This is a genomic window from Pseudoalteromonas sp. PSi26, assembly GCF_054960575.1.
Genome location: NZ_JBHNYT010000012.1, coordinates 12,818 through 36,242 on the forward strand (window position 1 = coordinate 12,818; position 23,425 = coordinate 36,242).

21 protein-coding genes and 1 tRNA gene are annotated in these 23,425 nt (G+C 39.9%); 17 read left to right on the forward strand and 5 right to left on the reverse strand.

Features of this window, described 5'->3' with window-relative positions:
• Positions 1–12 precede the first annotated feature (12 nt).
• The 5 genes from ACFI34_RS13310 to ACFI34_RS13330 all read left to right on the forward strand — a co-directional run bounded on the left by ACFI34_RS13310 (position 13) and on the right by ACFI34_RS13330 (position 4,448).
• Complete coding sequence (locus ACFI34_RS13310) at positions 13–660, forward strand: glutathione S-transferase family protein (protein WP_305397855.1); 648 nt, start codon at positions 13–15, stop codon at positions 658–660.
• Between the two features lie 107 nt (positions 661–767).
• Positions 768–1,322 (forward strand): elongation factor P hydroxylase, encoded by a 555-nt coding sequence (locus tag ACFI34_RS13315; RefSeq protein ID WP_462673846.1) that lies wholly within the window; start codon positions 768–770, stop codon positions 1,320–1,322.
• Positions 1,312–2,475, forward strand: coding sequence for an ATP-NAD kinase family protein (locus ACFI34_RS13320; RefSeq protein WP_462673847.1), 1,164 nt, complete (start codon positions 1,312–1,314; stop codon positions 2,473–2,475). The genes ACFI34_RS13315 and ACFI34_RS13320 overlap by 11 nt, the downstream gene beginning before the upstream one ends.
• Positions 2,472–2,747 (forward strand): YfcL family protein, encoded by a 276-nt coding sequence (locus ACFI34_RS13325; protein WP_006793362.1) that lies wholly within the window; start codon positions 2,472–2,474, stop codon positions 2,745–2,747. Before ACFI34_RS13320 ends, ACFI34_RS13325 begins: the two co-directional genes overlap by 4 nt.
• A 144-nt stretch (positions 2,748–2,891) precedes the next feature.
• Positions 2,892–4,448, forward strand: a complete 1,557-nt coding sequence (locus ACFI34_RS13330; RefSeq protein ID WP_462673848.1) for an AbgT family transporter — start codon at positions 2,892–2,894, stop codon at positions 4,446–4,448.
• A gap of 227 nt (positions 4,449–4,675) precedes the next feature.
• Here the strand turns inward: ACFI34_RS13330 and ACFI34_RS13335 are convergent, their stop codons facing one another.
• The 3 genes from ACFI34_RS13335 to ACFI34_RS13345 form a co-directional block, all read right to left on the reverse strand.
• Entirely contained in the window at positions 4,676–6,478 is a 1,803-nt protein-coding gene (locus ACFI34_RS13335; RefSeq protein ID WP_462673849.1) for a DEAD/DEAH box helicase, read from the reverse strand.
• A 159-nt stretch (positions 6,479–6,637) separates the two neighbouring features.
• A complete protein-coding gene (locus ACFI34_RS13340) occupies positions 6,638–6,901 on the reverse strand; it encodes a GrxA family glutaredoxin (RefSeq protein WP_010555975.1) in 264 nt (87 codons plus the stop codon).
• Positions 6,902–7,028: 127 nt separating this feature from the next.
• Positions 7,029–7,523, reverse strand: coding sequence for a TlpA family protein disulfide reductase (locus ACFI34_RS13345; protein ID WP_462673850.1), 495 nt, complete (start codon positions 7,521–7,523; stop codon positions 7,029–7,031).
• 300 nt (positions 7,524–7,823) lie between these two features.
• On the opposite strand from ACFI34_RS13345, the gene ACFI34_RS13350 reads away from it, so the two are divergent.
• Together ACFI34_RS13350 and ACFI34_RS13355 are read left to right on the forward strand one after the other, a co-directional pair.
• A complete protein-coding gene (locus ACFI34_RS13350) occupies positions 7,824–8,351 on the forward strand; it encodes a redoxin family protein (RefSeq protein ID WP_462673851.1) in 528 nt (175 codons plus the stop codon).
• A 309-nt stretch (positions 8,352–8,660) separates the two neighbouring features.
• A complete protein-coding gene (locus ACFI34_RS13355; protein ID WP_462673852.1) occupies positions 8,661–9,107 on the forward strand; it encodes an Hsp20 family protein in 447 nt (148 codons plus the stop codon).
• A 65-nt stretch (positions 9,108–9,172) separates the two neighbouring features.
• Here ACFI34_RS13355 and ACFI34_RS13360 read toward each other — a convergent pair whose 3' ends face one another.
• Together ACFI34_RS13360 and ACFI34_RS13365 are read right to left on the reverse strand one after the other, a co-directional pair.
• Entirely contained in the window at positions 9,173–10,729 is a 1,557-nt protein-coding gene (locus ACFI34_RS13360) for a cryptochrome/photolyase family protein (RefSeq protein ID WP_462673853.1), read from the reverse strand.
• Between the two features lie 163 nt (positions 10,730–10,892).
• Positions 10,893–11,354, reverse strand: a complete 462-nt coding sequence (locus tag ACFI34_RS13365) for a globin (protein WP_462673914.1) — start codon at positions 11,352–11,354, stop codon at positions 10,893–10,895.
• Between the two features lie 391 nt (positions 11,355–11,745).
• On the opposite strand from ACFI34_RS13365, the gene ACFI34_RS13370 reads away from it, so the two are divergent.
• The 10 genes from ACFI34_RS13370 to ACFI34_RS13415 all read left to right on the forward strand — a co-directional run bounded on the left by ACFI34_RS13370 (position 11,746) and on the right by ACFI34_RS13415 (position 23,335).
• Positions 11,746–11,822: transfer RNA gene (locus tag ACFI34_RS13370), tRNA-Met, on the forward strand.
• Between the two features lie 282 nt (positions 11,823–12,104).
• Complete coding sequence (gene rimP, locus ACFI34_RS13375) at positions 12,105–12,560, forward strand: ribosome maturation factor RimP (RefSeq protein WP_006793371.1); 456 nt, start codon at positions 12,105–12,107, stop codon at positions 12,558–12,560.
• Between the two features lie 39 nt (positions 12,561–12,599).
• Positions 12,600–14,099, forward strand: coding sequence for a transcription termination factor NusA (gene nusA, locus ACFI34_RS13380; protein ID WP_008128091.1), 1,500 nt, complete (start codon positions 12,600–12,602; stop codon positions 14,097–14,099).
• 25 nt (positions 14,100–14,124) lie between these two features.
• On the forward strand, positions 14,125–16,782 hold the full coding sequence (gene infB / locus ACFI34_RS13385) for a translation initiation factor IF-2 (RefSeq protein WP_006793373.1): 2,658 nt from the start codon (positions 14,125–14,127) through the stop codon (positions 16,780–16,782).
• A gap of 109 nt (positions 16,783–16,891) precedes the next feature.
• Entirely contained in the window at positions 16,892–17,338 is a 447-nt protein-coding gene (gene rbfA, locus ACFI34_RS13390) for a 30S ribosome-binding factor RbfA (RefSeq protein ID WP_462673854.1), read from the forward strand.
• Between the two features lie 14 nt (positions 17,339–17,352).
• The gene (truB, locus tag ACFI34_RS13395; RefSeq protein ID WP_462673855.1) at positions 17,353–18,297 is read left to right on the forward strand and encodes a tRNA pseudouridine(55) synthase TruB; all 945 of its coding nucleotides are present in this window, start codon (positions 17,353–17,355) and stop codon (positions 18,295–18,297) included.
• A 109-nt stretch (positions 18,298–18,406) separates the two neighbouring features.
• Positions 18,407–18,676 (forward strand): 30S ribosomal protein S15, encoded by a 270-nt coding sequence (gene rpsO, locus ACFI34_RS13400; protein WP_006793376.1) that lies wholly within the window; start codon positions 18,407–18,409, stop codon positions 18,674–18,676.
• A 330-nt stretch (positions 18,677–19,006) separates the two neighbouring features.
• On the forward strand, positions 19,007–21,133 hold the full coding sequence (pnp, locus tag ACFI34_RS13405) for a polyribonucleotide nucleotidyltransferase (RefSeq protein ID WP_462673856.1): 2,127 nt from the start codon (positions 19,007–19,009) through the stop codon (positions 21,131–21,133).
• Between the two features lie 212 nt (positions 21,134–21,345).
• Positions 21,346–22,224 carry a lipoprotein NlpI gene (nlpI, locus tag ACFI34_RS13410; protein ID WP_010555983.1) on the forward strand — a complete coding sequence of 293 codons (879 nt, stop codon included), beginning with the start codon at positions 21,346–21,348 and terminating at the stop codon, positions 22,222–22,224.
• 1 nt (position 22,225) lies between these two features.
• Positions 22,226–23,335 (forward strand): hypothetical protein, encoded by a 1,110-nt coding sequence (locus tag ACFI34_RS13415; RefSeq protein ID WP_462673857.1) that lies wholly within the window; start codon positions 22,226–22,228, stop codon positions 23,333–23,335.
• The last annotated feature ends 90 nt before the right edge of the window (positions 23,336–23,425 follow it).

Consider the following 23,425-nt stretch of genomic DNA (forward strand, 5'->3'; position numbering starts at 1 on the left):
AAGGAATAGGTAATGGAATTATTTATCGGCAATAAAAACTACTCAAGCTGGTCATTGCGCGCATGGTATTTAATGAGTAAATTTGAATTGGAGTTTGATGAAATTCAGCTTGTACTCGATACTCCAGACTTTTACAGCGAGTTAAAAAAACATTTTACAGTTCAAAAAGTGCCAGCATTAATTGATGGTGATTTACATGTGTGGGACTCACTTGCTATTTGTGAATACATTAACGATGCGTACCTTTCGCAAGTTGCCTGGCCTAAATACGTAACGCAGCGTGCAACTGCACGAGCTTTAAGCGCTGAAATGCACTCAGGCTTTATGGCTCTTCGAAGTGAAATGCCAATGAATATAAGGGCAAAGCGAAAAATTACACTTTCAGATGATGCTAAAAAAGACATCGCCCGCATCGACGACATATTTGCTAAACAGCAAGAAATTTACCCAAACCAGTGGATGTTTGGCGATTTTAGTATTGTTGATGCAATGTATGCCCCCATTGTACTGCGATTGAAAACTTATCAGGTAACCTTGTCTAAAGCCGCTAATAGTTATTGCCAACATGTATTAGCATGCCCTGTATTACAAAGCTGGATAACTCAAGCACTGCAAGAAACCGATATTGTTGATGCAGATGAAGCCGGGGTTGATTTATAAATATAGGTCAGTAAGCGACTTTTACTTTAGCTATAAAAGCCCGTACAATTCGTCTCGTTTTTAGTGCGCCAAAAGGCGCTTTAACCGAGACGAATTAGTCGTATTATATGCATCAAATCGCTGATCTTATTTCTATTTTCGAAAACACATTTTACCAAAGCCATAATACAAGGCTGATCAAAGGTGATTGTGAGCCCGTGTACCTTCCCGCAACACAAGACACCCCTTATCATCAAATTGTGTTTGCACATGGTTTTTATGCCAGTGCCTTGCATGAAATAGCCCATTGGCTGGTCGCGGGCATTGATCGTCGACAACAAGAAGATTACGGCTATTGGTATTGCCCCGATGGCCGCGATAAACACCAGCAGGCTGAGTTCGAAAGTGTAGAAGTCAAGCCACAAGCCATAGAATGGTTATTAAGCGCTGCTGCAGGTTTTTCTTTTAATGTATCGGTTGATAATTTAAATGGTGAGCAAACATGTCGCTTTGATTTTCAAAAGCGAGTGCACCAGCGTGTAATTAACTTGATTGAAAACGGATTTAATCCACGAACAGAATTACTATTAATTGCTCTTGCCAATTTTTACAATACACCATGGCCAATGACCGCAAAGCAGTTTAATTGGCAACATACTCAGGAGTTTTGTGATGCAGTTTAAATTAGGTTTAATTATAAACCCTGTAGCAGGATTAGGCGGAAGCGTTGCCCTTAAAGGAAGCGATGGAGCGCAAACCGCAGCAAAAGCTATTGAGCTAGGTGCACAGCCTAAAGCAAATAGCCGTACTAAAGCCGCACTCGAAGTACTACTTCCGTATAAAGAGCGTCTTATAATTTATACTGTAAATGGCGATATGGGCGAACACACTGCAAAAGCTTTAGGCTTTAAGGTAGAAGTTGTTTACAACACAGAAACTATAACCACCCCAGATGACACAGAGCAGGCTGCAAAGCTATTAAAAAATGCTGGTGTTGACCTAGTACTTTTTGCCGGAGGCGATGGCACAGCACGTAATGTGTGTCATGCCATTGAAGACACCGTTCCTGTACTTGGTATTCCTGCTGGCTGTAAAATCCACTCTGGCGTGTATGCTATTACGCCTAAAGCCGCCGGGCGTGTTGTTGAAATGCTCGTAAAAGGCGAGTTAGTCACTTTGGCTGATGCCGATGTAATGGATATTGATGAAGATGCTTTTAGACAAGGCACGGTAAAAGCAAAACGTTTTGGCGAGATGCAAATACCCAGCGAAGTACGTTATGTGCAAGCCGTTAAAAATGGCGGTAAAGAAACAGACGAATTAGTACTTTCAGATATAGCGGCCCACGTAGTGAGCGAAATGGACGAAGACACACTTTACATTATGGGTAGTGGCTCAACCGTAGAAGCTATAATGGAAGAAATGGGCCTTGAAAATACTTTGTTGGGTGTTGATTTAATAAAAGACCAAACCCTTATAGCCCAAGATTTAACAGCCGCTGAGTTACTAGAACTTACCCATGAGCAAAATACCAAACTTGTGATCACTTTAATCGGTGGACAAGGGCATATTTTTGGTCGCGGGAATCAGCAGCTAAGCCCTGCGCTTATCCGCGCTATTGGCAAAGAAAATATTATTGTTGTTGCAACTAAAACTAAATTACAAGCGCTGAATGGTCGCCCATTAATTTGTGACACAGGCGACAGTGAATTAGACGATGAATTAACAGGTTATATGAAAGTAACCACCGGATTTAACGACCATATTATGTATGCAGTAGGGCATCAATACCAAGATAAAACGGGTGCTATACAAAATCAGGAGATGAACAAGTGACTTTAGTAAACTATATTGACGCGGCCCAACAGTATTATGACGATTTAGTGATCAAAGCAACGGATGACGAATTATTTGCAGGCGGCTACTTACGGGGTCATTTTGATCTAGCTGTAGGCTATGCTGAAGTTGAGCAACTGACTATTAGTATTGAGCAGTTAAACGAAACAGTAGAGCAAAGCTTGGTCAAAGCTTACCGTAACGGTGAACTTAACGAAGAAGATAAAGCATTGGTTGTTCGCTTATGGGAAGAAGTGAAAGCGCTCGCTTAATAGCCAAATGAATAAAAAAGCACGATTATCTTAGGTAATCGTGCTTTTTTTGTTTAACGTTCCTAAAATAGCTTTTTACGTTAATTTACTGTTGCGTATTAATGCGATATTGTTACTTAAATAAATTTTAATGAGCGAAATACAATGAATAATAATCAAGATGCTTTACCTTCAGGAGTTGTTGCGCGCTTCTTGAACGTAGTTGAGCGGGTTGGTAATAAATTACCCGATCCAGCAATTATCTTTTTGTTTGCCATGTTATTAATATGGGGTTTGTCGTGGTGGTTCTCTGGCGTAAGTTTTGATGCAATCGATCCGCGAACTGGCGAAGCCATTATAATAAACAACATGTTAGCAAGTGACTCACTGGCTACGTTTTTATCTTCTATGGTTAAAACGTTTACAGGCTTTGCTCCTTTGGGGGTGGTACTTGTAGCTATGTTAGGTGTGGGTGTAGCAGAGCACTCAGGTTTTATTAACACTGGTCTTAAGCTAATGTTAAAAGTAACGCCAAAAAAGCTGTTAACGCCGTCTATTATTTTAGTTGCTATTGTAAGCCATACAGCGACGGACGCAGGTTACGTGCTTGTGATACCGTTAGCTGGCGTAATCTTTTATGCAGCAGGAAGGCACCCATTAGCCGGGATTGCAGCGGCATTTGCCGGTGTAAGTGGTGGCTTTGGCGCCAACTTTATTCCATCTGGAATAGACCCACTACTACAAAGCTTTACGCAAAGTGCTGCCCATATTATTAATCCTGATATGTCGATAAACCCGTTAAATAACTGGGCGTTTGCGTCGGCTTCAAGTCTGTTTATTGTATTACTAGGTTGGTATATCACCGATAAAATTATTGAACCTCGTTTACAAAATACGCCACTTGATGGAAACAGTGAAGATTTACCTGTTTTTGAAGATGCTCGAAGCGATGAAAAGCGCGCATTCTTCATAGCAAGCAGCGTAATGATTGCAGGCATTGCTTTACTTGCGTATGTCTCTGCTCCTGCTGACTCTGCAATGCGCAGTAGCGATGGCTCCTTAACTAACTTCCGTTCACCTTTGATGCAATCTATTGTGCCGTTGATCTTTTTGTTATTTTGGATCCCAGGCGCAGTATATGGCTTTACAGTAGGTACATTTAAAAGCTCTAAAGATATGATAGATGCCATGAGCAAGGCAATGGGCGGTATGGCTTACTACATTGTTATGGCATTCTTTTGTGCGTTATTTATTGCTGCCTTTAGCAAATCTAACTTAGGGGCATTACTTGCAATCGAAGGGGCGCAGTTATTAAAAGCCATGGCACTTCCAAGTTCGGTAACGGTGGTAGGTATTATATTTTTAACCGCATTCGTTAATTTATTTGTAGGCTCTAGCTCGGCAAAGTGGGCATTACTAGGGCCGGTGTTTGTGCCTATGTTAATGCAACTGGGTATTTCACCTGATTTAACGCAAGCGGCCTATCGTGTTGGTGATTCTAGCTCTAATATTATTACACCGCTTATGCCTTACTTTCCGCTGGTTGTAGTTTACTGTCAAAAATACGTTAAAAGTACGGGAATTGGTACGCTAATAGCGATGATGCTGCCATACTCGGTTGCATTTTTAATTGGTTGGAGCTTATTTCTACTCGGTTATTGGGCTTTGGGTATTCCGCTAGGGTTGGATGCAAGTTACGTGTATCCAGCTGTAGCGCCTTAACATAGAGCATTCGATACAATACAGTAAAAGCCTCACTATTAATAAAATGGTGAGGCTTTTTAGTTTTAATTAAATGATTTACACAGCAGTTAATAGTCGCTGCGTTTAGATGAAAATCATGGCTTACGGTTGTCAGTTACGCAGAACAGCTTGAACCATTACTTAAATTTCAGATACAAAAAAACCTTGGTACTTTCATACCAAGGTTTTTATTAAAGAACTGTTGCTTACTTAGCGGTAAAGCTAACTGGGCGACGTTCTTTACGAGGTCCGCTACGCTTATCACCGCGTGGGCCATCGTTACGCTTTCTATCACCAGATGGGCGTTCGCCACGTGGCTCAGCTGGGCCTTGATCTTGTGTAATTGTCATACCCATAGGGCGTTTACAAATAAACACTTTTTGGAAATGATCCAGTACATCTTTAGGCATGTTTTGCGGTAATTGAACCGTACTATGCTGATCGTGTAAACGAATATCACCAATAAACTTGCTTGATATATCAGCTTCGTTAGCAATTGCGCCAACAATATTCTTAACCTGAACACCATGCTCACGACCCACTTCGATACGGTAAGTATCCATAGGACCTGCATCACGGCTGTTACGCTCGCGAGGTTTACGCTCAGAACGTTCACCACCACGTTCGTTACGACGTCCGCGATCACCACGGTCATTGCGTGAATTGCGTTCATTTCGCTCACGTGGTTGAATCTTAACTTCTTCAACTTTAATTGGCGACTGTTGCTGCGCTAAACACAGTAAAGCACCCGCTAAGTTTTCAAGAGGAAGGTCAAGTTTTTCAGCCATGTTAGTAGCTACTTCGTTAAAGAAAGTAATGTCTTTGTTTTCAAGCGCAATACTTAATTTTGCTTGTAAGGCAGCGATACGTTTTTCTTCAACAACTTTGGCTGTTGGTAATTCAACCTGTGCAATTTCAGACTTAGTATGACGAATGATATTTTTAAGTAAGTAACGTTCGTTATGCTTAACAAATAAAATTGCTTTACCAGTACGACCTGCACGACCTGTACGACCAATACGGTGAACGTAGGCTTCAGAATCTTGTGGAATATCGTAGTTGATAACTAAGCTTAAACGGTCAACATCAAGACCACGAGCTGCTACATCTGTTGCAATAACAACATTTAGCATACCACTTTTTAAGCGATCAACCGTGCGTTCACGTGCTTGCTGGTTCATGTCACCGTTAAGTGGAGCAGCAGAGAAACCTTCGCGCTCTAATAACTCAGCAAGTTGAACTGTGTCGTTACGTGTACGAACGAAAACAATAGCACCTTCATATTGCTCAGCTTCTAAAAAGCGAACAATCGCTTTATTTTTATGTACGCTTGCATTCCAAAACACTTGCTCAACAGATGATACTGTCGAGTTACGCGCAGAAATATGAACCTGTTCAGGGTTATTCATATATTTGCTGCTGATGTTTTGAATTTGCTTAGGCATAGTCGCAGAGAAAAGACATGTTTGCTTTTCGCGCGGTGTTTTTTCCATGATGCTTTCTACATCATCGATAAAGCCCATACGTAACATTTCATCGGCTTCATCAAGCACAAGTGCCTGAAGAGCGTCAAACTTGATAGTGCCACGGTTAATATGATCGATTAATCGACCCGGAGTAGCAACAATGATTTGAGCGCCACGACGAAGTGCGCTTAATTGAATGCTGTAGCTTTGGCCACCGTATAGTGCTAATACTTCAACACCACGAGTACCTTTTGCATATTGTTCAAATGCCTCAGCAACTTGGATCGCAAGCTCACGTGTAGGTGTGAGTACAAGGATCTGTGGCTGTTTCACAGACGGGTCAATATTGTTTAGTAACGGCAGTGCAAATGCTGCGGTTTTACCTGTACCCGTTTGTGCTAGTCCCAGTACGTCCTTTCTTTCTAGCAATAACGGTATACATTGAGCTTGGATTTCAGATGGTGTCTTGTAACCCAACTCTTCAACTGCCTTCAAAATTGCAGGAGAAAGATTTAGAGATTCAAACGTGACTGGTTCTGACATTAATACGCCTCAACGAATTTAAAGAGGCGCGCATTATATAGGATTAGCGAGGCAAATGCTTGTATAAATTAAAACTAATTTGTATGTGCTTGATGTTGGTTGAAATTTAACCAGCCAAATAATTGGATTATTAAACTGGTTAACAAAATTGATACAAGATTACTTATACAAGCCTAGATTTTCTTTTGCGTAAGCTTCAAATTCGGTAAAACCGCCAATGTGACTTTGATCAACAAAAATTTGTGGAACAGTAGGGCAAGGTTTACCTGCTGACTTCTCTAAATCGGCTTTGCTTATGCCTTCTTTTATAATGTCGATGTAACGAAATTTAAAATCATCGCGCTCGTTGGCAAGTTGCTCTGCAACATCTTTGGCACGAACACAAAATGGGCAGCCTTCACGGCCAAAAATTACTGTAAGCATAGTGCTCTCCTTTATTTGATTCGATTTAGTTTAAATGATTAAAAAATATAATAAAGCGCAAAAAAGTGATTGTGCCATTCTATTATTGCGATGAACATTAATTTGACCGAGTCATGGACGGCATAATTCACCACGTCCTTGCCGCTATTCCTAATTGGGTTGAATAGCCCATTGCGTGTGCTGTTATCTGTAAATTTGCATTTATTACGTAGTAAGTTGGAAAAGCGCTTACTTTATAATTTGATTGGGTATATTGATTACCAAGAAGTATAGGGATATTAAGGTTTAGGTCATCTAGAAATTGAATAACCTGCTGCTCATTTTTATAATCAAGGGCAATACCAATTACATTAATGTCAGAGTCTATTAACGTGCTTTGTAAGTTGGGCATGCTATAACGGCATACCGAGCACCAAGGAGCAAAAAAATACACAATGGTTGTTCTCCCTTCAAGCTCTGCAATACTAAATCTTTCGTTATTTTTATCTAAAATAGGCAAGTTAAAATAAGGGGCAGGAGTATGGTTTGTTTCAAGTAAATTACGCGTTTGGTAGGCACTTGCTAAGTAAAACACGAGTATTGCTAAACTTAAATTTATTAACGTGCTACGTATTAATGCCATTGATTTTATCTGACCTATTTATAATTTAAAGCCAACCCTAACATAAATGCTAAGCAGCCACTGTTATTTGATAGGCAGAGCTTTAGCGTTTGCTTGTGTATCAAGCCCAGTTGCTAATAAAGCCTATGTTAAAGTTTCACTGCTTTACACAAATCAGGCCTTTAGCTAATAAGGTCTGCTGATTACGTTAGAAATTTCCTGATTACATTTTAATGGTTGAATTTATAACTTTAACCCTAAGCTCTATATTTGAGACGAACATATAGAATATGTTTTTTAACTGCAAAGGAGATCAAGATCATGAGCAATTATTTACAACCAGCAATGAAAATGCCTTCACTTAAAGTTAAAGATAATGAGAACAACCTTGTTGACGTGTCGGCTCGACAGACAGATTTACCCTGGAAAATGATAGTAATCTATCGCGGAAAGCATTGTCCATTATGTACTAAACAACTTAATGCACTTGCTAAAATGAATGATAAATTTAAAGATGCAGGGGTAGAGATTGCCGCTGTTAGTGGTGACAGTCACGCACAATTAACAGAGCATCTAAACGATTTACACGTTAATTTTCCTCTTTATAGTGGGTTATCATTAGCTCAAATGACTGATTTAGGCCTGTATATTAGTGAACCACGCAGTGAAAAAGAAACCGATCACCCATTTGCTGAACCTGCTATTTTTGTAATTAACGAGCATGATCAAATTCAGATACTAGATAAATCAAATGCACCTTTTTCACGCCCTGATTTAAATGATTTGTTGGCTGGCATTGAATTTATTCGCGAAAACGATTATCCAATTCGTGGCACATTAACACACTAATTAGCGATGAATACTTAGCGCTAATCTACAATACTGAACAACCATTTTGAGGCATTAAAAGCATTTGACTTTTTAATGCCTCAAAATGGGTTACTAATTTCACTAGTTTATAAAATGAGGAATTTTTTTAAATATTTTAATTTATTTACTTGAAAACATTTTTACCGTCCATATATAGTTTAGTAGGACGCCTGATGGGTCCTAAACTAAACTTAAACAATTGAAATTTATATTATTAATTTATATTTGTTAGTACTTGTTCAAATGAAAAGTGCAAACAAAATATCGCTTAAATATGAGGATATTATTATGCGTACAGTAGACTTATCACCACTTTATCGTTCATTCATTGGATTTGATCATTTAGCGTCTTTAATGGATGCTGCGGCGAATACAGATAAACAGCCGAGCTTTCCTCCTTACAATATTGAAGCACTCGATCAAGACAGATACCAAATCACCATGGCTGTTGCTGGGTTTAGCGACAATGAGCTAAGCATTGAGTCAGAAAATAACACATTAAAAGTAGCAGGTATAAAAGCAAATAAAGATGAAAACAAAGAACGTAAGTTTATTCATCAAGGAATTGCAGAACGCAATTTCGAGCGAAAGTTCCAGCTAGGAGACCATGTTAAAGTACTTGGCGCTGACTTAGCAAACGGTTTACTCACTATAGAACTCAAGCGCGAAATACCTGAAGCATTAAAACCGCGCAAAATTGAGATTGGCCAAGGACGTTTATTAGAAAATAGCTAATCTGGTTTTTAACAACATTTTTTCCCTGATTATTTGGCCGCCTCTTTTGAGGCGGCTTTTTTGTGTCATAAAGACTCAATGTTATTTATAAGGTGTGTAGCTTGATTAAGTGTGTCTTCACGTAATTCATCGCTTTGCTTATCCCAATTTCTATAAACCATGCCTATGCGTGGGTTTTTCTCTAGTTTTTCGCGGTGTGTTTGCATAAAACGCCAATATAAACTGTTCAGTGGGCAAGCTTTATCCCCTACTTTTTGTTTCACGTCGTATTGACAATTTTTGCAGTAGTCGCTCATTTTATTGACGTAATTACCACTTGCTGCATAGGGTTTAGTGGCAATAATTCCATCGTCTGCAAATTGGCTCATTCCACGTGTGTTAGGCATTTCTACCCACTCAATGGCATCTATGTAGACACCCAAGTACCAGTTATCAACTTCGTCAGGGTTTATTCCGCTAAGTAAGCAAAAGTTACCAATGATCATCAAGCGCTGTATATGATGAGCATAGGCAGTATCTAAGCTTTGCTTTAATGAGTGGCTCAAACAGTTCATTTTTGTATTACCATTCCAAAAATATTGAGGGAGCTTATTATTGGCTTTTAGTTGATTTTTAGTCGCGTAGTCGGGCATGTTTACCCAATAAACAGCACGAACGTATTCTCGCCAACCGAGTATTTGCCTGGTAAACCCTTCAACTTGTGAAAGAGATATTTCGTCAGGCCGCTGCTCGAATTCAGATATTACACGTTTGATTACATACAAGGGGTGAAGAAGTTTAGTGTTTAGGGCAAAAGAGAGCCTGCTATGGTAAAGACTGGTATTGTCTTTACTTTGATCTGTCATTGCATCTTGATACTTACCAAAATTGACAAGTAAATGCTTACAAAAGTATTCAAGAGATTCTTTGGCTTGCTTACGTGACGTAGACCATTCGAGTTTTCCTTCTTTAATTTCTCCAAAGTAAGCGATGTTGTGTTTTTTTAAACGAGCGAGGATATCACTTACATCGTTTTTAAATAATTTAGGCTCTGGGATAGATTTTAAGTCTTGCTTAGAGAATTTATTGCGGTTATTACTGTCGTAGTTCCATTTACCGCCAGCTGGCTTATCGTCCTCCATTAATAAATCATATCGTTTACGCATAGCACGATAAAAGTGCTCCATGGTCACGTGCTTATCTTTTTTGAATCGATCTTTAATATCGTTAAAGGGTAGTAAAAAATGCTCTGAGTCATATGCTGATACATTTATTTTGGATGATTGTTCAAAATCAGCTAATTGCGATTTTAACCTAAATTCGTCTGGGTATAAATATTCTATAGAAGAGCAGTTATATTCCTTAGCAACACGATTTAGCAGTGCGGGTAGGTGTTTATCTTCGTGTGTGTCGTCTAAGGTTAAGTGCAGTACATTGAAACCCGCAGATTTTAACGCAGTTGCAAAGTTTTCCATCGCATTAAAAAAAGCACAAAGCTTTTGCACATGGTGTTTAACGTAATTGGTTTCTTGTTTTAATTCTGCAATAAGGTAGAGAGCATCGTCCTCTTTACTTTTAAACCAAGAATGAGAAGGATTGAGTTGATCGCCTAAAATGAGTCTTAAGGTTTTGCAAGTTGCCATGATGAAACCAAAATGAAATTTGTACGAGGGTGTCTGCTTAATCGATCGCTGTAATATTAATAGCTAATTGTATAATTTAAGCTTTATTTAAATATTTGTTAATGAGTGTATACACACTCATCAAGCATCAATTTTGATATCAGTAGGCTCAATTAAAAGCGCTCTAGTTATTATTGCTTTGCTTTTGCTGCGAAAGTTGGCTTAAGCACACAACGTTAGAGATGTTAAACAGCGTATCATTCGTATAGCGTTCAAAGTAAGTAAGCACTTTGCGCCATGCTAAATGACTTTCTTCATTAAAAAACCGACCTAAATGCTCAACTAATGTTAAATAAAATATATCAGTCAGAGGTTTTATATCACTCTGCTGAATATTTAATTTTTTTAAAAACTGTAAGTGATGGCTCAAAAATGGGGCAACAGATGATGGGTTATCAATATTTTTGATTATGCGCTCTAAGGTACAGTATAAAATATAACTCTTCTCATTAAATTGCTCAGCGGTCAATATCTTCATTGATACATTAGATTGCTCGAGCTTTTTATGGAATCGCGCAGTAAATGCGTGAAAGTTTGGTTTTATGATACCCAGACTTTTTAACAAAACGGATTTTTGTGAATTCATCATAGCCTCACAGAAAGAAAAACTTATTTTTATAATTCTACTTACCATTATAGTTTACGTAACAAAAATTACACGTTTTTTTGATATAAAAGTATTAATTGTGTAATAGCTTGTGAGTTTTATACATTTAAAAATAAAATGAGTGGGGTTATCGATTCGTTTCTACTGCGTTTTCTATATTTAAACTGTAAACCATATATCAACAAGAATAGCTCTATACTCATAATAGGTATAATGAGTTATTTGTTTAGCGTCTTTAGGCACAATATTTAAAAAGTTATTCGTTATAATGGTTGCTAATTACCCCCAACATCCCTATAATAGCGGCCATTGTTTAGTGTGTTTTAAAACAACTAACAGCGATATTAAATCAAGGTTTGATATCTATTGGCGCGGGATGGAGCAGCCTGGTAGCTCGTCGGGCTCATAACCCGAAGGTCGTCGGTTCAAATCCGGCTCCCGCAACCAATTCTACTAATAAGTGAAAACTTATTATTTTATATCGCGCATTCTACGTAATGCGCGTTTTGCGTTTAAGCTAATGTAGTTTAATTTGGTCAGTTACTGACTCGCAACCAAGCTCGGCCTTAGGCCACACAGTTTTATGCTTTATTGGTGTGACGCCCCGCTTGGTTCGGGGCGTTGTTGTATCTGCACCTTTCTTAATTTATGGCGGTTGTCATTAAATTAAAATTTAAACTCAGTATTTTAGGGCTATTAGCCCTTTTTTTGTTTGTATGGAGGATTTTCGTGACAAAACTTGAACAAGATTTAGTAACCATGTTAACGCCTGCGGTAGAAATGTTAGGCTTTGAGTTACATGGTCTTGAATTTGTACAAGCGGGTCGCCATTCTACCTTGAGAGTATATATTGCTCATGAGGATGGGATCTCAGTTGATAACTGTGCGGACGCTAGTCGCCAAATTAGTGCGATTTTAGATGTCGAAGACCCAATTACAAATGAATATGATTTGGAAGTGTCGTCTCCTGGTGTTGATCGTCCATTATTCAAACAAGATCACTACGAGCAGGCGCAAGGAGAGGAAGTACGCGTGCGTACTAAGCTTCCACAAGACGGTCGTCGAAATTTTAAAGGCGATTTAATAGCAGTTAGCAGCGATATGATCACACTATCGAGTGATGGTGTAGAGCATTTGATCATGCTTAGTAATATAGAACGTGCGAATTTAATCGCAAAGTTTTAAATTCGAGTGCGAAGGAATAGGGCAAGCGAGGCATTACCCATGGCAAAAGAGATATTATTGGTTGCTGAAGCCGTTTCCAATGAGAAAGCGGTTCCAAAAGAAAAGATTTTTGAAGCATTAGAGTTCGCATTAGCGACTGCGACAAAGAAAAAACACGATGGTGAAATTGAAGTACGTGTATCAATTGACCGTAAAACAGGTGATTACGATACGTTCCGCCGCTGGCAGATTGCTGAAGTATTAGAGGATGGTTCATTAGAAAATCCTTACAGCGAAATAACATTAGAAGCTGCGCAGGTTGAAGAGCCTGACTTACAGCTTGGTGATTTTGTTGAAGAGCAAATTGATTCAATTAAATTTGACCGCATCACAACACAAATGGCTAAGCAAGTAATCGTACAAAAAGTACGTGAAGCTGAGCGTGCTTTAGTGGTTGACGCATATAAAGATCAAGTGGGTGAGTTAGTAACAGGTGTTGTTAAAAAAGCAACGCGTGATTCAATCGTACTTGATTTAGGCAACAACGCTGAAGCAGTTATTTACCGTGATGACATGCTACCACGCGAAAACTTCCGTCCAGGCGACCGTATTCGTGGTCTCTTATACGAAGTTAAGCCAGAAGCACGTGGCGCACAGTTATTTGTAACGCGTTCTAAGCCAGAAATGCTGATGGAATTATTCCGCATTGAGGTGCCAGAAATTGGCGAAGAAATGATTGAACTTCGCGCTGCTGCACGTGATCCAGGTTCGCGCGCTAAAATTGCTGTTAAGTCAAACGACAAGCGCATTGATCCAATTGGTGCGTGTGTTGGTATGCGTGGAGCTCGTGTTCAAGCTGTTTCGTCTGAACTTGGTGGTGAGCGTGTTGATATCGTTCTTTACGATGACAACCCTGCACAATTTGTTATCAATGCAATGTCGCCAGCTGAGGTTGCTTCAATAGTAGTAGATGAAGACACTCATTCGATGGATATCGCTGTAGAAGCCGATAATCTAGCACAAGCAATTGGTCGTAATGGTCAAAATGTTCGTTTAGCAAGCCAGTTAACTGGTTGGGAACTAAACGTTATGACTGTTGACGAAATGCGTACTAAAAATGAAGCAGAATCAGATAAGTTACTTAACTTATTTACTGAAAATTTAGATATCGATGATGAGTTTGCAACCTTACTTATCAACGAGGGTTTCTCAACACTTGAAGAAGTGGCGTACGTGCCAGCCTCTGAGTTTTTAGAAATTGACGGTCTTGACGAAGAAACGGTGGACGTTCTACGTTCACGCGCTAAAGATGCATTAACAACTAAAGCACTTAAAACGGAAGAAAGCTTAGAAGGCGCAGAGCCAGCTGAAGACTTACTTGCGCTTGAAGGCTTAGAGCGTCATCTAGCATTTGTAATGGCAAGTAAGGGTGTTGTAACACTTGAAGACTTGGCTGAGCAAGGTATTGACGAGCTAGTTGATATCACAGAGCTTTCATCTGAACAAGCAGGTGAGCTGATTATGGCTGCACGAAACATTTGTTGGTTTGCAGACGAGTAATTTATTAACGGAGGTATTACACACTATGGCAGAAGTAAATGTTGAAAAACTAGCCGGCGATATAGGTACAACTGTTGATAAATTGCTACAGCAATTTTCGCAAGCGGGTATCACTAAGCAGGCAACTGATAATGTAACTGAAGCTGAAAAAGCAACGTTACTTGATCATTTAAGCAAATCACATGGCGGCACGGGCTCTGAAGGCCCTGCACGCATGACTTTACAGCGTAAGAGCAAAAGCACATTAAATGTGACTGGCTCTACAGGTAAAGCGAAGGCGGTTCAGGTTGAAGTTCGCAAAACACGTACATACGTGAAGAAAAGCGCTATGGAACAAGAGCAAGAGCAGCAACGTCTAGCCGCTGAAGAAAAAGCCCGTCTTGAAGAGCAGCAAAAAGCTGAACAAGCTGCCGCTGAGTTAAAGGCAAAACAAGAGGCAGAACGTAAAGCGAAAGAAGACGCTGATCGTAAAGCCAAAGAAGAAGCTAAACGTAAAGCAGACGCTGAACGTAAAGCGAAACAAAAGCAGATGACCCCAGAGCAAAGTGCTAAGTCTGAGAAAGATCGCATCGAAGCTGAGCGTCTGCAAAAAGAAGCAGAAGAGGCCGCATTGAAGAAAGCTGAAGAAGAAGCGAAACGTCAGGCAGAAGAAGCAAGAAAACTAGCTGAAGAAAACTCAGCTCGTTGGAAGAAAGAAGAAGAAGAGCGTAAGAAGCGTGAAGAAACAGCAGATCACCACCTTACGACTTCAACTTACGCACGTGAAGCAGAAGATGTAGCTGATGCTCGCGAAGAGCAAGGCTCTCGCCGTGCAAAGAAAAAGAAAAAAGCGCCAGCAAAAGATAAGTTTGCAGCGTCTAAGGGTAAAAAAGGTAAGCTAAAAGCACCTGCTTCATTGCAGCATGGTTTCCAAAAACCAACAGCTGATGTTAAAAATGAAGTACGTATTAGTGAAACAATTACAGTTGCTGAGCTTGCATCACGCATGGCTGTTAAAGGCGCTGAAGTTGTAAAAACAATGATGAAAATGGGTGACATGGTTACGATTAACCAAGTTATTGACCAAGAAACTGCGCAACTTGTAGCAGAAGAAATGGGCCACAAAGTTATCATCGTTAAAGAAAACGAATTAGAGCAAACAGTACTAAATGACCGCCACGAAGATGGCAAGTCTGAGCCTCGTGCGCCAGTTGTTACTGTTATGGGTCACGTTGACCATGGTAAAACATCAACGCTTGATTACATCCGTTCAGCAAAAGTTGCTTCAGGCGAAGCCGGTGGTATTACGCAGCATATTGGTGCATACCATGTTGAAACAAATGGCAACATGATCACATTCTTAGATACTCCGGGTCACGCCGCGTTTACATCAATGCGTGCTCGTGGTGCTAAAGCAACTGATATTGTAATCCTAGTAGTTGCAGCCGATGATGGTGTAATGCCACAGACTAAAGAAGCGGTACAGCATGCTCGCGCAGCGGGTGTTCCTTTAATCATTGCTGTGAACAAAATGGATAAAGAAGGCGCAGATCCAGATCGCGTTAAGAACGAGCTAGCACAGCTTGACGTTATCCCAGAAGAATGGGGCGGCGACACGCAGTACGTTCATATCTCAGCTAAAACAGGCTTGGGTATTGATGAACTACTTGAAGCAGTACTTATGCAATCTGAGCTATTAGAACTAACTGCACCAAGTCAAGGTATGGCTGCAGGTGTTGTAATTGAATCGCGTCTTGATAAAGGCCGTGGTCCAGTAGCGTCTATCCTTGTTCAGTCAGGTACACTTAACCAAGGTGACATTGTATTATGTGGTCTTGAGTACGGCCGTGTTCGTGCTATGCGTGATGAAAACGGTAAAGATATCAAGTCTGCAGGTCCTTCTATTCCAGTAGAGATTTTAGGTCTATCTGGTATCCCTGCAGCCGGTGATGAAGCAACTGTAGTTAAAGACGAGCGTAAAGCGCGTGAAGTTGCATTATACCGTCAAGGTAAATTCCGTGATGTTAAATTAGCACGCCAGCAAAAAGCGAAACTTGAAAACATGTTTACTAACATGGCTGAAGGTGACGTTTCTGAAGTTAACGTGGTACTTAAAGCAGACGTTCAAGGTTCTATCGAAGCGATTTCTGATTCACTAACTAAGCTTTCTACTGACGAAGTAAAAGTGAAGATTGTGGGTTCTGGCGTTGGTGGAATCACAGAAACAGATGCAACGCTTGCTGCGGCATCTAACGCGATTGTTGTTGGCTTTAACGTTCGTGCTGATGCATCTGCACGCAAAGTGATTGATTCTGAGAACCTAGACTTACGCTACTACAGCGTTATTTACGCTTTAATCGAAGAAGTTAAGCAAGCGATGTCAGGTATGCTTGCACCAGAATTTAAGCAAGAAATTATTGGTCTTGCTCAGGTTCGTGACGTGTTCAAATCACCAAAAATTGGCGCAATTGCAGGTTGTATGGTGACTGAAGGTGTTATTAAGCGCAGCGCGCCTATCCGTGTACTACGTGATAACGTGGTTATATACGAAGGCGAACTTGAATCGCTTCGTCGCTTTAAAGACGATGTGCAAGAAGTGCGTAATGGTATGGAATGTGGTATCGGTGTTAAGAACTACAATGACGTACGTGTTGGTGACCAAATCGAAGTATTTGAAACAGTTGAAGTACAACGTACTCTATAATTGTTAGCTCACTAAACAAATAAATGGGGGCTTAGCCCCCATTTGTGTATCTATTACTTAATTAGCTTATTATTAAATTTCAATAAGTTACATTTTTAGGACAAGTTTCATGAGAGAATTTTCTCGCACTGATCGTGTTGGCCAGCAAATCCAAAAAGAAATTGCTGTGATTTTACAACGCGAAATTAAAGATCCGCGCTTAGGCATGGTGACAGTGTCTGCGGTAGAAGTATCGCGCGATTTATCTTATGCAAAAATTTTCATCACTGTGTTTAACACAAAAGATGAAGATGCAGCAAAGCAAAGCGCAAAAGTACTTAACGAAGCTACGGGCTATATTCGTTCGCTTTTAGGTAAGCGTATTCGTGCTCGTATTATGCCAGAGCTAAAGTTTGTGGTTGATAATTCATTAATGGAAGGGATGCGTATCTCTAACTTAGTGGACACAATCATCAGAGAAGATAACGCAAAACACGTCAATGAAGACGATAGTAGTGTTGATGATGCGTCGGACTCAGGTGACAACATTAAACAAGCAGATAATAAAGATAGCTAAGAAGGCATATAGCGATGGCAAGACGCAGTAAAGGCCGTGCAATAGACGGGATTTTGTTGTTAGATAAACCCAAAGGTATTTCGTCAAACAAGGCATTACAGCAAGCAAAAGGTATATATTTTGCCCAAAAGGCGGGGCACACAGGTGCACTCGATCCGCTTGCTACCGGTATGCTGCCAATCTGTTTTGGTGAAGCGACTAAGTTTACTCAGTTTTTACTTGATACCGATAAAACCTATGTTGTGCGTGCTAAGTTAGGTGAAAGAACAACAACATCAGATTCTGATGGTGAAATAGTTCAGACGCGAGATGTAAATGTAACTGTTGATCAATTAAAGCGAGAAATTTCAGCGTTTTTAGGTGAATCTGATCAGTATCCATCGATGTATTCTGCACTTAAGTATGAAGGGAAACCTTTGTATAAATATGCGCGTGAAGGGATTGAAGTTCCTCGAAAATGCAGAAAAATAAATGTATTTAGCCTAACGCTTGATGAGTTTGATGAAGCGAATAATGAAGTACAAATGACAGCTCACGTTTCTAAAGGGACTTACATTCGTACTATTGTTGATGACTTAGGTGAAAACTTAGGCTGTGGTGCCCATGTAATTATGCTTCATCGCTCAGCTGTTGGCCATTACCCCAAAGATAAAATGGTATCGATAGAGCAGCTAGAATCGTTATTAAGTAAAGCAAAAGAGGAAGAAACTGTTCCGTCAACCTACCTTGACGAACTGCTTTTGCCAATGGATACCGCTCTAGTTGATTTACCGGTTGTGGAAATCACTAAAGAGCAGGGTGTTTCATTTAGCCACGGGCAAGCTGTAGTACTTGGTAAAGAATTACCTGATGGTGCAATAAAGGTATTAGCCGATGGTGTGTTTATAGGCACAGGCGAGAAAAACCCTGATGGCCATTTAAAATCAAAACGCGGTCTATCAAACCAGCAGGCAGAGTAAAGTTTAACTTGTAGTTATTATTATACTTGGTAGAATACGCCCGCTTAATCGTTTTGGCTGAATTAGTGATCGGCTAAGACACCTTTTAAATTTAATTTTTGGAGTTACTATGTCACTAAGCAATCAAGAAAAAATCGATATCATTGCTAAATTCGCACGTGCTGAAGGCGACACTGGTTCACCTGAAGTACAAGTAGCATTACTTACTTTTGATATCAATAAGCTTCAAGGTCACTTTGCTGATCACAAGCATGACTTCCACTCACGTCGTGGTCTGCTTCGTAAAGTAAGCACTCGCCGTAAATTGCTTGATTACCTTAAAGGTAAAGATATCTCGCGTTATACTGCACTAATCAAAGAGCTTGGCCTACGTCGCTAAGAACTTGATTACGAGAAAAGGAGCTTTTTAGCTCCTTTTTTTGTGCCTGAAATTTAACAAATTACATCGCAATGTCACCTTTAAAGCTATCTGTAGTCCCTCTCATTAATTCAAGCCAAATAGATGGCAAACACACAAACTAAAACTGTTTGCTGGACTCGCATTTTTACGTGGCTTTGGTATATACTGTGCGCGTAGATAAAAAGGTTTATCTACGGTTATTAACATCATTGCCAATTGTAGTACTTAATTGATTTCCAACTGAATACAATTATGTACTGTAATTGGTACTTTGATGGAACACTTATTTAGATTTAAAGGATATTTTAAGTGCAAGCAATTATAAAAGAATTTCAACTAGGTCAACACACTGTAACCCTAGAAACAGGTGCAATCGCACGTCAAGCAGACGGCGCAGTACTAGCAAGCATTGGCGATACGTCAGTACTAGTAACGGTTGTTGGTAAGCGTGAAGCACAGCCAGGTCAAGACTTCTTCCCACTAACAGTTAACTACCAAGAGCGTATGTACGCTGCAGGTCGTATCCCAGGTGGTTTCCTTAAGCGTGAAGGTCGTCCTAACGATGGCGAAACACTAATTGCACGTCTTATTGACCGTCCAATTCGTCCACTTTTCCCAAATGGTTTCGTAAATGAAGTACAAGTTATTGCAACTGTTGTATCTGTAAATCCTGAAATCCAACCTGATATGGTTGCGATGATTGGTACATCAGCAGCACTTGCTATCTCTGGCATCCCATTCAGTGGTCCAATTGGTGCAGCTCGTGTTGGTTACATTGGTGGTGAGTACGTTCTTAACCCAACGTTAAAAGAACTTGAAGAGAGCCAACTTGATTTAGTTGTAGCGGGTACTGATAACGCAGTACTTATGGTTGAATCAGAAGCAGACGTACTTTCTGAAGACGTAATGCTAGGCGCGGTTGTATACGGCCATGAGCAATCACAGTCTATTATCAATGCTATTAACGAATTTAAAGCAGAAGCAGGCAAGCCTACTTGGGATTGGACTGCACCTGAGAAAAACGTGTCTCTTGAAGAGAAAGTAGCTGAACTTGCGGCTGATAAAGTAGGCGAGGCTTACCGTATTACTGATAAAGTAGCGCGTAAAGAAGCACTTGGCGTAGCTAAAGATGCAGTAATTGAAGCACTTTCAAGCGATCTTACTGAAGGCGAAACGCTTGATAAGCAAGAAGTGGGTAAAGTATTCGGTTCACTTGAGAAGAAAATTGTTCGTGGCCGTATCGCTGCAGGCGAAAAACGTATCGATGGTCGTGAACCAGATATGATCCGTGCACTAGACGTAATGACTGGCGTATTACCGCGTACTCACGGTTCTGCTATCTTCACACGTGGTGAAACACAAGCATTAGTAACAGCAACGCTTGGTACAGAACGTGATTCACAGTTAATCGACGATTTAACGGGCACGCATAAAAACCACTTTATGCTTAACTACAACTTCCCTCCATTCTGTGTAGGTGAAACTGGTTTTGTTGGTTCTCCTAAGCGTCGTGAAATTGGCCACGGTAACCTAGCTAAGCGTGGTATCCAAGCAGTAATGCCAACATTGACTGACTTCCCATATTCAATCCGTGTTGTATCTGAAATCACTGAATCAAACGGTTCATCTTCAATGGCATCTGTGTGTGGTACATCACTAGCACTTATGAACGCGGGTGTTCCAATTAAAGCCTCTGTTGCAGGTATTGCTATGGGTCTAGTTAAAGAAGACGAGAAATTCGTTGTTCTTTCTGACATCTTAGGTGATGAAGATCACTTAGGTGACATGGACTTTAAAGTAGCGGGTACTACTAACGGTATCACTGCATTGCAAATGGATATCAAGATTGAAGGTATCACACAAGAAATCATGCAAATTGCGCTTAAACAAGCAAAAGCAGCACGTTTACACATATTAGAAGTGATGGATGAAGCGATTTCTGCTCCTTCTGAAGAGCTTTCAATGTTTGCTCCGCGCATTTACACAATGAAAATTCCACAGAAGAAAATTGCTGAAGTTATTGGTAAAGGTGGCGCTACTATTCGTCAACTTACTGAAGAAACAGGCACAACAATTGAAATCGGTGATGACGGTACAATCAAAATTGCCGCTACTGACGGTGAAAGCGCTGCAAATGCAATCAGCCGCATTGAGCAACTAACAGCAGAACTTGAAGTAGGTACTATCTACGAAGGTAAAGTTGTACGTATTGTAGATTTCGGTGCGTTTGTAAATATTCTTCCAGGTAAAGATGGTTTAGTGCATATTTCTCAAATTAGCACAGAGCGCGTTAATAACGTTGCTGATCACCTTAGCGAAGGTCAAGAAGTTAAAGTTAAAGTACTAGAAGTAGACCGTCAAGGTCGTGTACGTCTTAGTATTAAAGAAGCAATGGAATCAGCTGCACCAGCGGCAGATGCGTCAACTGATGCTTAATTGCTAATACTTAATCCAGATATTTTCTGGATAATATAAAAGGGGGCTGTTTAGCCCCTTTTTTTATGCTTTAATGAGGGACTTGAATTTAAACAAAGATTATTCAAGGAAGCTAAATTACTTACGATGATACACAACAGTGTATGTGCAACTATGAACCAAATCATTCGTCGTCAGTCATAAGGCTACCAACCTTGGTATTAAGGATTTTAATGATTTTCAAACACATTGCTTTGGCGTCTTTTGCTATTTTGTCTTTAAGCGCTTGCCAAACAACAACCCAATCAGAATCAGCACCTGTAGTAAACGTGCCTTTCACTGCGCCCTTAGCGTCTGATTTTCGCAGTGAAATAGCTATTGCACGTTATTCAGAATTACTTAATAGAGCTGATTTAACGCCAGAGCAACAAGCAAAGTTATATTACGACCGCGGAGTGCTGTTCGATAGTTTAGGCATGACCACTTTATCGCGCATTGACTTTAACCGTGCGGTAAAACTTAAGCCTGACTTAGCTGAGGTGTATAATTTTTTAGGTATTCAACACACATTAATGCAGCAATATGAAAAAGCATATGAGCTTTTTGATTCTGCGTTAGAGCTAGATGAAGAACACGAATACGCTTACTTGAACCGCGGTATTGCGCTTTATTATGGCGATAGGCCCAGTATTGCAAAAACAGACTTCAGTCAATTTTTAGCGCGTTCTCCTAATGACCCTTATCGCGTATTGTGGGTGTATTTAGCACAAGCTAAATTAGACAAAGATTCAGCAGTTGCTGAACTAAAAACTAACTCTAAAGCGCTTGATGACTCGCAATGGGCATATCAGTTAATCTCACTTTTTGCGGGTGATATGAGTGAGCATACATTTTTATCTGGCGTAAGCGATGGCGTTAAGTCAGAGCAAGAATATGCCCAGCGTTTGTGCGAAGCTTATTTTTACTTAGCAAAGTTACACCAAGCAGCGGGTGATACCTATGTTGCCGCTGATTATTTTAGATTGGCACTATCTACCAATGTACATGAGTTTATAGAATATAAATATGCTCGCTTAGAGCTTGAACTTTTAATGGAAGCAGACGCAAGTTAGTGTGTTAAGAACAACATTAGCATTACTTTTTAGCTTGTTGGTTGCAGGGTCGAGCAACAGCTATGGTGGTATTGGCTTTTGGCAGGTATTAAATGCCAAAGCCGAACCGCTACAATTATATTGGCAGTTTCCTCGCTACTTTTTAGCAAATATAAATAAGCTGCCTAAAAATACTCTTGGCTTGCTTGCTAGGCACCACATACCTTCTGCTCAATACGAGTATTCTTTACACCTGATCAAAAAAGACCAAGCTGAAGCAGCAAAGTTATTTTGGCGACAGAGTTTACCAAAAATAAATAACTATCAGCTTGCCAAGTTAGCCCAGCAATTACTTGTTAATAAGCAGTGGGACGATCTTAAATTATTAAACACGTTAGGCTACCTAGAGCCTGGTTTTGTATTAAATCACCTTAATTTACACAATGGTGTTATTCACACACAGATCCCCAAGCCATTTTTGCACTCATTGGACTTTTTATCGTTAAACTCTACTATTGCGGTAAATAGAAAATGCCAGTTTAATGTTTTAACGATGAGCGATCATCGAAGAGGACTTTATAAGTTATCGGCATTAATCAAAACTTATAATAAAAACCCCGAGCCAAGACAGGATGTCTTTTGTTTTAGTAAGCCTGTGTATGTGGGTGGTGCTTTAAAGTGCAATAATAGCATGAGCGAAGCGGCTAATTGTGATTGGCAATCTACTTTAATAAATAAACAATTTTTAAGAAAATTCGATTTTGTAGTGATAATGCCTAAATATGGAAGTGCTAATGTTAGCCGAGGCATTATGCAATTAAATTCAGACGCCAATTATGGGATTTTCTTGCATGAGCTAATGCACTTTAATGGCTTTGAAGATGAGTATGTTCTACCCAAAGCTAAGCAGGCTTGGTTGTGTAAAATGAGAGGCTTAGTTGCTCCTAACTTGTATATTGCACAAAAAGATGAAAAATCACCAAAAGGTTGGCATAGAAGTAAAAGCTGTCAGAGTGGCGGTGTAGCCTACAAACCAAGTAAAGACTGGTCAATTCTAGAATATCAGCAGATAAAGCTCTCTGATCAATACAGGGCCCTTTGGTTAGCACATATAGATAAAATTAAGCCTTAATATGTCTATAACCATTGGTTTTTAAGCCCCTATTTTCTAACTTAAAATTAACTCAACATGCTTCGCTTTTTATAGACAAAATATGTGTTA

Coding starts and splice junctions, on each gene's coding strand:
- ACFI34_RS13310 (WP_305397855.1), top strand. CDS start 13: ATGGAATTATTTATCGGCAATAAAAACTACTCAAGCTGGTCATTGCGC.
- ACFI34_RS13315 (WP_462673846.1), top strand. CDS start 768: ATGCATCAAATCGCTGATCTTATTTCTATTTTCGAAAACACATTTTAC.
- ACFI34_RS13320 (WP_462673847.1), top strand. CDS start 1,312: ATGCAGTTTAAATTAGGTTTAATTATAAACCCTGTAGCAGGATTAGGC.
- ACFI34_RS13330 (WP_462673848.1), top strand. CDS start 2,892: ATGAATAATAATCAAGATGCTTTACCTTCAGGAGTTGTTGCGCGCTTC.
- ACFI34_RS13335 (WP_462673849.1), bottom strand. CDS start 6,478: ATGTCAGAACCAGTCACGTTTGAATCTCTAAATCTTTCTCCTGCAATT.
- ACFI34_RS13340 (WP_010555975.1), bottom strand. CDS start 6,901: ATGCTTACAGTAATTTTTGGCCGTGAAGGCTGCCCATTTTGTGTTCGT.
- ACFI34_RS13345 (WP_462673850.1), bottom strand. CDS start 7,523: ATGGCATTAATACGTAGCACGTTAATAAATTTAAGTTTAGCAATACTC.
- ACFI34_RS13350 (WP_462673851.1), top strand. CDS start 7,824: ATGAGCAATTATTTACAACCAGCAATGAAAATGCCTTCACTTAAAGTT.
- ACFI34_RS13355 (WP_462673852.1), top strand. CDS start 8,661: ATGCGTACAGTAGACTTATCACCACTTTATCGTTCATTCATTGGATTT.
- ACFI34_RS13360 (WP_462673853.1), bottom strand. CDS start 10,729: ATGGCAACTTGCAAAACCTTAAGACTCATTTTAGGCGATCAACTCAAT.
- ACFI34_RS13365 (WP_462673914.1), bottom strand. CDS start 11,354: ATGAATTCACAAAAATCCGTTTTGTTAAAAAGTCTGGGTATCATAAAA.
- nusA (WP_008128091.1), top strand. CDS start 12,600: ATGGCAAAAGAGATATTATTGGTTGCTGAAGCCGTTTCCAATGAGAAA.
- infB (WP_006793373.1), top strand. CDS start 14,125: ATGGCAGAAGTAAATGTTGAAAAACTAGCCGGCGATATAGGTACAACT.
- rbfA (WP_462673854.1), top strand. CDS start 16,892: ATGAGAGAATTTTCTCGCACTGATCGTGTTGGCCAGCAAATCCAAAAA.
- truB (WP_462673855.1), top strand. CDS start 17,353: ATGGCAAGACGCAGTAAAGGCCGTGCAATAGACGGGATTTTGTTGTTA.
- rpsO (WP_006793376.1), top strand. CDS start 18,407: ATGTCACTAAGCAATCAAGAAAAAATCGATATCATTGCTAAATTCGCA.
- nlpI (WP_010555983.1), top strand. CDS start 21,346: ATGATTTTCAAACACATTGCTTTGGCGTCTTTTGCTATTTTGTCTTTA.